Origin of the sequence: Lachnoanaerobaculum sp. MSX33, from assembly GCF_000512995.1 — a bacterium.
GTDB lineage: Bacteria > Bacillota > Clostridia > Lachnospirales > Lachnospiraceae > Lachnoanaerobaculum.
The window spans coordinates 1-11833 of the sequence record NZ_AZXX01000022.1; the positions used below are offsets into that span (position 1 = coordinate 1).

At 35.7% G+C, this 11833-nt stretch carries 10 protein-coding genes and 1 pseudogene; 9 read left to right on the forward strand and 2 right to left on the reverse strand.

All coding sequences use genetic code 11. The features are described from left to right. Positions 1–1364 (reverse strand): annotated as a pseudogene (locus HMPREF1495_RS02190) (transposase); the annotation flags it as partial. Positions 1365–1530: 166 nt separating this feature from the next. Between HMPREF1495_RS02190 and HMPREF1495_RS02195 the strand changes: the two are divergent. Continuing rightward, complete coding sequence (locus tag HMPREF1495_RS02195) at positions 1531–1773, forward strand: type II toxin-antitoxin system Phd/YefM family antitoxin (protein ID WP_034211672.1); 243 nt, start codon at positions 1531–1533, stop codon at positions 1771–1773. A 21-nt stretch (positions 1774–1794) separates the two neighbouring features. Here HMPREF1495_RS02195 and HMPREF1495_RS02200 read toward each other — a convergent pair whose 3' ends face one another. Further along, the gene (locus tag HMPREF1495_RS02200; RefSeq protein WP_051402797.1) at positions 1795–1980 is read right to left on the reverse strand and encodes a hypothetical protein; all 186 of its coding nucleotides are present in this window, start codon (positions 1978–1980) and stop codon (positions 1795–1797) included. A 93-nt stretch (positions 1981–2073) separates the two neighbouring features. Here HMPREF1495_RS02200 and HMPREF1495_RS02205 point away from each other — a divergent pair, with 93 nt between their 5' ends. The 8 genes from HMPREF1495_RS02205 to HMPREF1495_RS02240 all read left to right on the forward strand — a co-directional run bounded on the left by HMPREF1495_RS02205 (position 2074) and on the right by HMPREF1495_RS02240 (position 11832). Next, the gene (locus HMPREF1495_RS02205) at positions 2074–2610 is read left to right on the forward strand and encodes a histidine phosphatase family protein (protein ID WP_034211673.1); all 537 of its coding nucleotides are present in this window, start codon (positions 2074–2076) and stop codon (positions 2608–2610) included. 67 nt (positions 2611–2677) lie between these two features. Continuing rightward, positions 2678–3790, forward strand: coding sequence for an anaerobic sulfatase maturase (locus tag HMPREF1495_RS02210; protein ID WP_034211674.1), 1113 nt, complete (start codon positions 2678–2680; stop codon positions 3788–3790). 186 nt (positions 3791–3976) lie between these two features. Next, a complete protein-coding gene (locus tag HMPREF1495_RS02215) occupies positions 3977–5050 on the forward strand; it encodes a LacI family DNA-binding transcriptional regulator (RefSeq protein WP_034211675.1) in 1074 nt (357 codons plus the stop codon). 84 nt (positions 5051–5134) lie between these two features. Next, positions 5135–6463, forward strand: a complete 1329-nt coding sequence (locus HMPREF1495_RS02220; protein ID WP_034211677.1) for an ABC transporter substrate-binding protein — start codon at positions 5135–5137, stop codon at positions 6461–6463. A gap of 130 nt (positions 6464–6593) precedes the next feature. Then, on the forward strand, positions 6594–7502 hold the full coding sequence (locus tag HMPREF1495_RS02225) for a carbohydrate ABC transporter permease (protein ID WP_009662680.1): 909 nt from the start codon (positions 6594–6596) through the stop codon (positions 7500–7502). A 25-nt stretch (positions 7503–7527) separates the two neighbouring features. Next, positions 7528–8412, forward strand: coding sequence for a carbohydrate ABC transporter permease (locus tag HMPREF1495_RS02230; protein ID WP_007591442.1), 885 nt, complete (start codon positions 7528–7530; stop codon positions 8410–8412). 13 nt (positions 8413–8425) lie between these two features. Further along, positions 8426–9829 carry a sulfatase family protein gene (locus HMPREF1495_RS02235; protein WP_034211682.1) on the forward strand — a complete coding sequence of 468 codons (1404 nt, stop codon included), beginning with the start codon at positions 8426–8428 and terminating at the stop codon, positions 9827–9829. Then, positions 9826–11832 (forward strand): heparinase II/III family protein, encoded by a 2007-nt coding sequence (locus tag HMPREF1495_RS02240; protein ID WP_034211684.1) that lies wholly within the window; start codon positions 9826–9828, stop codon positions 11830–11832. The genes HMPREF1495_RS02235 and HMPREF1495_RS02240 overlap by 4 nt, the downstream gene beginning before the upstream one ends. Position 11833 lies beyond the last annotated feature (1 nt).

Consider the following 11833-nt stretch of genomic DNA (forward strand, 5'->3'; position numbering starts at 1 on the left):
CTAGCAGTAAATCGGAATGCACTGTTTTTTCATTTGTTGTTTTCAGTTTGGCAATGCAGAAACTGTCCTTAAAGTGATTGATTTTCAACATTTGCCCTGATCTTATATATTTCATCCCATTCTTTAGAACCTTGTCCTACTCCGGGATAGGCTCTGAGATTCTTTTCGGGATAAACATAAATCATTCTACCGCAGGAAGAAGTTGTACAAGGATTGTCACAACGACAGACACGCCGTTTGGACTTGTCTTGTCGGTTGTATTCCCATTTCATTTTTGGACAAACGAACTTCACTGGAGACAGCTTGCACCTTAAATGGGATTTACTTCCTTCATGTTTCATTGGAAGCGAAGAATCATGGGGGCAACAAGGAATACCATTTTAATTGAATGTATATTTAAGATTATCCATTGAGAGCTTAACTTTTAAAGGAATAAATGCTTTTTGGAAATTGAAATCTTTAAAAAGTGATTTGTAAATTTCAATGGTATCAAAGGCTGCATCACCAAGGAATATAGATGGTTTAATACCTGGATGTCTTGTTTTAAAGTCCTTTAAGGTAGGAAGTAAAGCTTTGGAATCAGCAAGCGATTTGTCTTCATCCGGGGACTTTGCTTTCTTTTCAACTACAATGTCAGGATGGGAAGCAAGATAATCCTTATTATAGAAATAAATGGAACGAACAATTCCAAGTCCATTGGTAATAATACCGAACTTGTAAGCGTAGCAGAAATGTCCGCTAATGTACTGCTGTTTAACCTCATGGTTTGATAAAGTTGATGTGGGCATAGAAGCGTATGCTACCTTATAAGGGTCATAAGAACTATCAAAATTCATAGATTTTGCATAGGATTTGAGTTGCTTGATAATGCGGTTGGCATATTTAGGATTATTTTCGGTTACATAAGCTTCAATTCCTGAAGTGTCAAACAAAAGCATAGAAGCAAGGTTGCTATCAATAGCTTGGCATATCGGTTCAATTATATCAACAAGCTTATTAAAAACAGATTGTAAGTCTAATAAAAAAAACTGTTTAAAACGAGTTATTTTAGAGGCATCAGGAACTTTGGTAAAACCGCAGAATTCTCTAAGATGTCCGGAATAATGACGGAAGACCGGTAAAAGAGAATCAGTAGGAATAGAAAACAGGCGTTGAATGATCAAAGCCCAAAGCATAGCAGTCAAAGGATATTTTCGATTTCTACCTGTGGCTGCATAATAATGATTGTAAAAAGAAAACGGAATAATTTCATCAAGGTCAATGTGATTTTTGAGCAGAGTAAGAAACTGAGGTTTGTCAGATTCAAAAATATTTTTACAATCTTCAAAAATATCTGCCAAAGAGAGTTGTTTTTGTGATATCATGGTAATGTCTTCTTTAGGGATGTGATTTATGTTTGTTGTAACTCCATTATATCACAAGTCTAGAGGAGATTTTTATATTCAGTAACAAAAAAGTGTCGTATTTATAAGGCTTTTGGTGTTTCACAATCACCTAATAAAATTATCAAATAGACAGGAGGTTCTATTAATGAACGTGAATACTGAGAATTCAGTTTCCATCAGGGAAGCAAACCGGAACTTTTCTCGTGTAGCTCGAATGGTCGATGAGAAAGGCTCAATTGTGATTCTAAAAAACAATTCTCCGCGGTACCTTTTGATTGAGTATAATCAGGTACTGAGAGAACAGACTGCATCTGATGAAGATATTCTTGCGCTGTCAAGGCGTCTCATTGAAAAGAACCGCGAGGTGTATGAGGCGCTTGCCAAATGATCACTCTCTCCAAAAAACAGGTTATTCTTTTTTACGCTCATTTATCCTGCTTCTAACTTTTCCAAAGACCTTGGAAGCGGAATAACGGACGTCGGATTTATTTGCGACCTCATCTGCTTCATTCAGTTTATGCTCGATGTCGTCTATGATTGCAGAGTATTGTTCAATATTATTTCTGAGATTGGACACGGGGCGAATATTAATCATAATGCCACCTCCTTATATCGTTGTTTTATCATAATTTTATCATAAAAACAATGTGGAGCGGTCGAAATTGATATAACTTATTCGGGAGGTATCATGAAAGTAATTATTATGCGACATTCAAGAGTAAAATATATATGGAAAAAATGGTATACCTCAGACGAATTTGATAAAGCCTGCAAAGAATACGATAGCTCTTTTGTCGAATACACTGAGCAAGATTTCCCGTATTTTAATCATAAAAATATTTATATAAGTACATTATCAAGAAGTAGAGAGACTGCTATAAGTATATTCGGACAAACCCACCTTAGACAAACTGAGTTGATAGATGAAGTGACTTTAAGGTCCGCTTTTGATTCAAAAATTAAATTACCTCTGTGGTTTTGGAACTTTGCAGGACGGATTCAGTGGCTTTTTAATATTAAAAGGCAGAGTGAAGGCATATTTAATACTAAAAAACGTGCAAAAAATTTTGTAAATATACTTTGTAGGGATGGAGAGGATGCTATAGTCATAACACATGGATTTTTTATGCATACTCTATTGAATGCTTTTAAGGATGAGGGTTTTAGATATGATAAATCAAATGTACATTATAAAACCGGAAGTTATGTTGTGGTGGAGAAATAATTATTATAATAGTATTATAAGAAAAAAGCTTTTGAACTAAAATTTATACCAACAAAAAGGAGACCACATGCCCCCGATAACTGTTTTAATTAAGCCTGCATCAGGTCTTTGCAATATGTCTTGTGAATATTGTTTTTACCATGATGAGGCAAGTAAGCGTTTGCAACATTCCTATGGATTTATGTCTGAGAAGACTTTGAAAAATACAATCAGAAAAACAATGCTTAGGGCGGAGGGGAGTATACATTATGCTTTCCAGGGAGGTGAGCCGACCTTATGTGGTATTGATTTTTTCAAAAAAGCATTGGCTTACCAAAAACAGTACAATAAAAATAATATAGAAGTAAGTAACGCCGTTCAAACCAATGGTTTTATACTGACGGATGAATGGTGTTCTTTTTTTAAGGAAAACAATTTTTTAATAGGATTGTCGGTAGACGGTACAAAAGAAATACACGATTCTTATAGACATTCAAAAAACGGAGACAATACTTTTGACAGAATAATAAATTCGGCAAAACTGCTTGATAAGCATAAGGTGGATTATAATATTCTTACCGTTGTTACATCTAAGGTGGCAAAGAATATTTCAGATATATACAGATTTTATAATAAGCAGGGATGGAAGTACCAACAGTACATAGCATGTCTTGATCCGATAAATGAAGTGCGTGGAGCTAAGCTTTATTCCTTAACACCAAAAGTTTATGGAAAGTTTTTAATTGATTTATTTGATCTGTGGTACAAAGATTATAAAAATGGAAAAGATCCATACAACAGGCAGTTTATAAATTATATAAATCTCGCAGGAGGATATATGGCGGAATCCTGTGAGCAACGTGGAGTATGTGGTATTCAGACAGTAGTGGAAGCTGACGGAAGTGTTTATCCATGTGATTTTTATGCTATGGATGAATATTGTCTTGGAAATTTCAATGAAAACAATATGGATGATATCAATAAAAAGAGGTCGGAAATCGGCTTTATAGAAAAGTCATTTAAGTTGGATAATGCTTGCAAAGATTGTAAATATTACAAGGTATGCAGAGGCGGATGTCAGCGCAATAGAGATTTAAATCCTGATACAGGATTATACAGTAATTATTTCTGTGAAGCATATAAGATATTTTTTGATGCCCATTATGATAAAATACTTGGAATATCCGATAGTTTAAGATAAATATGACTATATTCCGGATGCAAATTAGGCATATTTTAAAGTAAAAATCATTTTATACAATATAAATAAAAATATTGACAATAAAGCGATTTGGGTATATACTTACCACATAAGTAAACGGTTACGCAAACGATAATTTAACTTAGCATCCGGCTTTGATTTTAAAAGATTGGAGAAAGATTATTTATGAAAAAAGCTTCAGAAAAGGTAACCATAAAGGATATATCAAAAGAATTGGGTATATCGGCTGTTTCGGTTCACAGAGCACTTAGAGGAAAAGAAGGGATAAGCAACGAACTTCGTTCTAAGATTTTGGAAACAGCAGAAGAAATGGGGTATGTAGAAAATTATGCTGCAGCCTCAATAAAGAGAAAAACAAGTAAAGTTGCTGTAGTGCTTCCAAAGGACAAATGGGAGAAAAAGATTTATTTTGATTATTTATGGCTTGGCATTAACAAAGGTGCACAGGAGCTTAAAGGACTGAATATAGAAATAAGTCCTTTTGTATGTGATAACGAAGAAGAGCAACTTGCGCAGTTAAAAGAGATTGCCGATAAGGGACCAGATGAATATGGCGGCGTTATTACAATTTCTTTTACAAGAGCATCTGAGGTACTCATGCAGTTTCAAAGGATGTTGGCAAAGGATATGAGAGTGCTTGTTATAGACGATCACATCGAAATTCCTGAAGGTCTTATCAGCATTCCGCCAAGAGAAATACAGGTGGGTAAAGTGGCAGCCGAGCTTGCAGGGCTTATTACTCAAGGTAACGGAAGAATACTTGTTTCCTGTGGACGTAAAGATTCAAAGATTCATGAGGGACGTTTGGAAAGCTTTTGTAATTATATAAAAGAAAATAAACCGGAGTTGATAATAGAACTTGTAACAGGATATACAAGAAATATGGATCATAGAGGCGAACTTTATAAAAATGCCTGTGAGGCGCTTGATAAGTACAGTGATATATGTCTTATATATGCACTTACCTCTCATGATAACAGGGCGTTTGTTGAAGCACTTGAAAAACATGGTAAGAATAAAAAAGTACCTATAATCGGTACCGACTTAAATGAAGAAACTTTAGAATTTCTAAAGCAGAAGAGAATGTCGGCGGTTATAGACCAAAATCCTTATGATAAGGGCTATATGGCCTTTAAGATTATGGTAGATTGCTTAATAAAAAACATGTCTGTACCTGATGTTATACCATGCAGAATTGATATCGCTCTTGAAAATAATGCGGATCTCTGTACGGATTGATTTTTTTAGAACTATATTTGCTGTTTTCCGAAGGGGAATACAGTTTAATAAAATATGTGAATATACATACTCAAGGAGGATTATATGAAGAGAAAGTTTTTACAAAAGGTTGGAGTTGCAGTAATTTCCGGCGCAATGATTATGTCGGTACTGGCAGGTTGTGGTAACAATTCAGCCAAGGAAAGTACTACAGCAGCTCAAGCATCAAGCGAGGGCACAAGCGGTGAGTCAAAGGATGGTGAAGCTAAAGGACCTGATTACAGCGGAGTTAAGCTCGTATACTGGTCAAACTGGGAAGCTACAGAGCCGCAGGGAATTGTTATTGCCGAGGCCATAAAAGCTTATGAAAAAGAAACCGGTGTAGAAATTGAGGTAGAGTTTAAAGGACGTAAGGGAATTAAAGAAGGTTTGATTCCGGCACTTGATGCAAAACAGCAGGTTGACTTCTTTGACGGACAGGGAAATAAGAGCAATTATGGTGATCGTATTATAAGTCTTGAGGATCTGGTTAAAGAAAGTGATTATGAGTCACGTTCAAACCCTACAATGATGAAGCTTTTCAGAAGCTATAATGAAGGTGTGCTTAAAGAGATTCCATATCAGTTCAAGGCAAACGCTTATTTTTACAATAAAAAGCTGTTCAAAGAGGCAGGTATTGAGAAGGTACCTACAAACTGGGATGAGTTCCTTGCAGTATGTCAAAAGCTTAAAGATGCCGGAATAACTCCGATTACAACCGATGATGCATATGTACCACAGGCTTTCGGTATGCATCTTGGAAGACTTGTAGGAAGTGAAGGCTTAAAGGAAACAATTAACAACAATGAGTGGGACAGACCTGAAGTTTTACAAACAGCTAATGACTTGGCAGAGCTTGCCTCAAAGGGTTATTTCTCAGAACTTGTGGCTTCAAATGTATTCCCTACAGGACAGAATACTGAATTTGCTACAGGTAAGGTTGCAATGTATGCTGTAGGAACATATGTTGTGAATGAAGTTAAAAATATTACAGGACCTGATTTTGAATGGGGATTTTTCGGATATCCTGAAGTTAATAACGGAATTAACGGCACAGAAGCTATGATGATTGGTGGACAGAGCTTTGCTATTACTTCAGTATGTAAGAATAAAGAAGCTGCATTCGGATTTATTGAGAAGATGACAAGAGGCGAATATGACGAGAAGCTCGCTAAAGAGAGTATAAGCCTTCCGGCAGATTCACAGAATCCTTCATGGCCTGAGCAGTTGGCTGATGTAAAGCCATACTTTGATAACTGCACAGAGATCATGGGTGGTGCGGAAAGCAATCCGGAGATCACACCGGCATTAAAGGAGAACTTAATTAAGCTTTACTCAGGTAAGATTACAGGTGCTGAATTTGTTGAAAATATGAAAAAGGCGGCAGGAAAATAAATTCTAAATGAACGAAAGAGGGCAGGTGGGTAACGAGGTCGTTATTTGACCTGCCTTTTTAAACAGTTGATGAATTTAAGATAATAAGCTAAAAGCCGGGCTCTTGCCTGTTTCAGAAGGGAAAATATTTATGAAACGCAATAAAAGTATGATTTGGGCATTTACTATTCCCGGAACAATATTGTTTCTTGGAGTATTTATTTACCCGATAATAAGAACCGTAATTATGAGCTTTTTTAAGATAGTGGAAATTACGGATCCGATAAATAAATGGGAATTTAGAGGCTTAGGAAATTACGTAGATCTGTTTAATGCTCCACTGTTTATACAGTCGCTTATCAATATAGCAAAGATATGGACAATCGGAGGTATAGTTACACTTTCAATCTCTTTATTGATAGCTATCATTTTGACAAGCGGGATAAGAGGAAAGGGATTTTTTCAGGCGGCAATATATTTGCCGAATGTAATCAGTGCGGTAGCTATGGCTACAATGTGGATTCAATATGCTTTTAATTCCTCCTATGGATTTTTTACAACATTTTTTAGAATGATCGGTTTGGAGAGCTTGGCAAAAATACAGTGGCTGGATGCAGAGCATAAATTCTATGCACTTTTATTTTCTTACTGCTTCGGAATGATAGGACATCATATGCTTATATGGATTAGCGGTATTGAAAGAATAAGTAAGGAATACTATGAAGCATCAGGTATAGACGGTGCAAATAAGGTCCAACAGTTTTTTCATATAACACTGCCTCTTTTAAGAGGAATTTTAAGAACAAATATTATTATGTGGTCAATAAGTATTGCAGGCTTCTTTATATGGTCACAGCTTTTCTCACCTTTAACTGCAGATACATCAACAGTAGTTCCTATGGTTTATATGTATACAAAAGTATTCGGAGCTGAAACTGCCGATATGATTTCTCGTGATGCAGGTGCAGGTGCGGCAATAGGTATAATTCTTTGCGCTTTGGTAATAATTATATTTAGAGTTGCCAATAGAGTTCTTAAAGATGATGATTTGGAATTTTAATTAACATTTTATGAAAGGTTAGATTATGAAAATGCTGAAAAACAAAGAAAAATCCGCACCTTTTAACTTGTCAAAAGAGATTAAACTGTTACCCGGATATATAATACTGATACTTTGGGTTGCTTTTACTGCGGTGCTTTTAGGTTGGGTAGTGGCTGCAAGTTTGTCTACTACTGCAGATATATTTTCAGGAGATATTTTAGGATTTAAAACAGGACTTCATTTTGAGAACTATGTTAAAGCATGGGTATCATCAAATGTTTCCGTATTTTTTGTAAACTCGCTCATTTATGCGGTTTTATCCTGTGTATTTATTATTCTTGTATGTGCTCCATATGCCTATGTTTTGCAAAGATTTGAATTCAAGGGAAGAAAATTTCTTACCTCCGCACTGGCGGGAACTATGGGTGTTCCTCTTATAATGGTAATAATACCTTTGTATACATTGGTGGCAGGAGCAGGTTTACTTGGTAATGCTTTTTCAAACAGAATTGTACTTATAGTTTTGTTTGTAGCTATAAAGGTACCTTATACAACTACATTTCTTATGGCATACTTTGCCAATATTTCAAGTGCCTATGAAGAGGCGGCGGCTATAGACGGATGTCATCCTATAAAAGCTTTTTGGATGATTGTGTTCCCACTGGCTCAGGGTGGAGTTGTAACGGTAACAATTTTTAATTTCATAGCTATATGGAATGAATATTTCCTTTCACTTTTATTTGTAAATTCAGAGAAACTAAGACCGGTAGCACTTGGATTATTCTCAATGATAAACGGAATGAAATACAGCGGTGACTGGTCAGGCTTATTTGCTTCCGTAATAATTGTATTTATTCCGACATTTATACTCTACATCGGACTTTCAAAGAAGATTATCGGTGGAATAACCGGAGGCGTGAAGGGATAGGAAGGATAGCAATATGAATTTATTGTTTGTTTTTGCAGATCAATGGAGAGCCGGAGCGATGGGATATGCAAAGGAAGATCCGGTTAAAACTCCGAATATGGATAATTTTTGCAAAGAGTCAACCTATTGCGACCATACTTTCAGCACTTTTCCGGTTTGCTCTCCTCATAGAGCCAGTCTTATGACCGGAAAATATCCGCTGTCATCGGGATTTTTTACAAACTGTAAGAAGGGATTATCTTTAAGATTAAAAGATGAAGAGATTTGTGTAGGTCAGGTACTGAAAAAAGCCGGTTATGAAACCGCATATATAGGGAAATGGCATTTAGATGAACCTGAGCAAAATATCTGTGAATTTCCAAAGTCAGGTGCAAGAGATTGGGACGCATATACTCCTCCGGGAGTAAGAAGGCATGGGTTTGATTATTGGTATTCATACGGTACTTATGACATGCATTTATCACCACATTATTGGCATGACAGTGATGAGATGATTAAGGTAAACAAATGGTCACCTGAGCATGAAACTGATAAGGCGATAGAATATCTGTCAAAAATAAGAGACAAATCAAAACCTTTTGCCATGTATATATCTTGGAATCCTCCACATAGTGTATACAGTGAAGTTCCGGATGAATACTTAAAACTGTACGATGATGTGGAGTTAAAGGGAAATGTTATCTTTGAAAATATTCATCATCATACCGGTGAAAATGCCGCAATGAGTGAAGAAGAATTAAGGCTTACTACAAAGCAGTATTATGCTGCTATAAGCGGTCTTGACAAGCAGTTTGGAAGATTGATTGACTATCTGAAAGAAAATAATCTGTACGAAGATACTCTTGTAATCTTGTCGGCGGATCATGGGGATATGATGGGCTCACATGGACTGATGGGCAAGCATGTCTGGTACGAGGAATCAATAAAAATTCCTTTTGTAGTACATGTACCGGGAAACAATAATAAGAGATGTTCTACCTGTATGGGAAGTCAGGATATGATGCCTACGGTTTTGGGACTTTTAGGTTGCGATATACCGGAAACAGTTGAAGGCGAGGACTGTGCCAAATTTATTAAAGGTGATGAGAATGAGGATAGGGTAAGCTTTATTATGGCATGCCCCGGCAGAGCGGATTTTGTGGAAAAATTTAAAAAAGCGGGTAAGAATCCTGCCGAGTATGGATGGCGTGGAGTTAGAACAAGAAAATATACCTATGTTATGGAACTTGGTTATGATGTTATCTCTAATCCTAGAAGATATCTTTATGATATACAAAATGATCCGCTTCAAAAAACAACTATTGATTTAGAATTGGAAGAAAATAAACAGCCGGCAGGAAACCTGGAAGAAGAAGTTATTAAATGGCTGAAGCGTCAAAATGACGGTTTTTATAAAAACTGGAACAGTGAACTATGAATAATATAGATTTGTTGTGGGATGATTTTAAAGAACATTTTGCATTAAAAAAAGATGAGTATAAAAAAATTGCGGATTTTTGTAACAGTAACTGCAAAGATATGAGGGATATTGTTCTTCAAACCGCAGATGAACTTACAGAGAATACATTTCTTTTCAGATTACCTTGGGATATGGAAGCTACAAATGAACCGGTAAATTTTGGCGAAAAAATAAAGTGGAATTACTCCTTTAATGAAGATGAAGAATTTCTTTTTCAATTAAACAGACACAGGTATTGGATATGTCTGGGCCAGGCGTTTTGGATTAAACAAAATGATATATATGTAAAAACTTTTCTAAATCAGCTGCTTGATTGGATAAATGAAAATATCGATATTGAAAATACCGACCCAAAAGTTTGGAGAACTCTTGAAACAGGTCTTCGTGCAGATTACTGGGTAAGGGCAATGTCCTTTTTCACATCTCATCCTCTTATTACGGATGAAATAAAAGAAAAGTTTTTCTTTGCATTATCCATACATGCAAATCATTTGGCCACAAATCCTAAAGAGGGTTTTTCCATAAAAAGTAACTGGGGAGTTATGGAATATGCAGGTTTATATGTACTTTCTCATGTGCTCAAAAACGATGATTATAAAAAGAAAGCAATTTATTTTCTAAAGATGGCGCTTCATACACAGATACATGATGACGGAATGCAATGGGAAGCATCTCCAATGTATCATAATGAAGTATTGGATGCATATTTTGAAGTTTTAAGAGTGGCTAAGCTTTATAATGATGAATTTTTTTCAGAAGATGAAAAAAATATTATAAAAAATATGGCCTTTGCTACTTTACAACATACTTATCCAAATCATCATCAAATCTTGACCGGAGATTCAGATGATACCGATGTAAGAGATCTACTAAGTAGGGCGGCATTATTGTTTAAAGACAGTTCACTTAAATTTGCAGGCTATAAGGAGCTTGACTTTGAAAGTGTATGGCTTTTTGGTACTGAGGGAACATTATCCTATGAAAAATTAGAAACTAAAAGACTCTCCGGAGGGCTTATTACAGCCAAAGAAAGCGGTGAAGCAATATGGAGAGACTCCTATAATGAGAATTCGGACTTTATTTATTTTAGAAATACAAGCCTTGGTGGAGGGCATGGACATCAGGATAAACTTCATATGGAACTTTGGTTTGACGGTGAGGCAATCCTTAGGGACAGCGGACGTTTTACATATAAAGACGTAGAGGAAAGATACAGACTTAAGGGTAGTAAGGTTCACAACGTACCCATTATAAATAACAGTGAATATGCAGAGTGCAAGGATTCGTGGATTTATAAAAGTTTACCTCCTTCCATGGGAAATACTTTTGTTTTTAAGGAAAACCATCTGTTATTTGAAGGCTTTCACTGCGGATATATGGACTTGAATGTGCTTCTTAGAAGGCGTATTGTAGCACCGACATCCGATATCATTATTATAAGCGATGAAATTATAGGAAATAAAGAAAATGACTTATCACAGCATTTTGCATTCGGAAATAATATCAGTTTAAAAGCAGAAAATAATGTGATAATAGGGCAAGGGGAAAAGTGTGAATTTACATTAATGTGCTTTGATGAAAGAGGTGAAGTATTACCTGAAATTACTACTTCTCCACTTTCAAGACATTATAATCAAATAGAAGAAACCGCTGCTCTTAAAGTAAATACAAGAGGTTCATACTTTTTAACTACAGTGATTGTAAAAAGCGTGGAAAATAAAAAAATAGAGATCGTAAAAGAAGATGTATACAATTTTGCCTATGAACTTATGCTTTCAAATGATACAGCCCAAGGATATGTGATTACAAGAAATGAAGAAAAATACGGGGTAGTTCTTATTAAAAATGATGTCGGAAATCATAGTGACTTAAACGGTATAAGAGGAGTATATGGACTCGGACAAACTATGGTTGCCGAATTACATAAAAATCCCGAATATATGACAGTACTCAAATGGTAGT

Bases quoted from the DNA above. Each gene is read 5' to 3' on its own strand.
- HMPREF1495_RS02230 (WP_007591442.1), top strand. From the start codon at position 7,528: ATGAAAATGCTGAAAAACAAAGAAAAATCCGCACCTTTTAACTTGTCA.
- HMPREF1495_RS02235 (WP_034211682.1), top strand. From the start codon at position 8,426: ATGAATTTATTGTTTGTTTTTGCAGATCAATGGAGAGCCGGAGCGATG.
- HMPREF1495_RS02210 (WP_034211674.1), top strand. From the start codon at position 2,678: ATGCCCCCGATAACTGTTTTAATTAAGCCTGCATCAGGTCTTTGCAAT.
- HMPREF1495_RS02200 (WP_051402797.1), bottom strand. From the start codon at position 1,980: ATGATTAATATTCGCCCCGTGTCCAATCTCAGAAATAATATTGAACAA.
- HMPREF1495_RS02225 (WP_009662680.1), top strand. From the start codon at position 6,594: ATGAAACGCAATAAAAGTATGATTTGGGCATTTACTATTCCCGGAACA.
- HMPREF1495_RS02240 (WP_034211684.1), top strand. From the start codon at position 9,826: ATGAATAATATAGATTTGTTGTGGGATGATTTTAAAGAACATTTTGCA.
- HMPREF1495_RS02195 (WP_034211672.1), top strand. From the start codon at position 1,531: ATGAACGTGAATACTGAGAATTCAGTTTCCATCAGGGAAGCAAACCGG.
- HMPREF1495_RS02215 (WP_034211675.1), top strand. From the start codon at position 3,977: ATGAAAAAAGCTTCAGAAAAGGTAACCATAAAGGATATATCAAAAGAA.
- HMPREF1495_RS02220 (WP_034211677.1), top strand. From the start codon at position 5,135: ATGAAGAGAAAGTTTTTACAAAAGGTTGGAGTTGCAGTAATTTCCGGC.
- HMPREF1495_RS02205 (WP_034211673.1), top strand. From the start codon at position 2,074: ATGAAAGTAATTATTATGCGACATTCAAGAGTAAAATATATATGGAAA.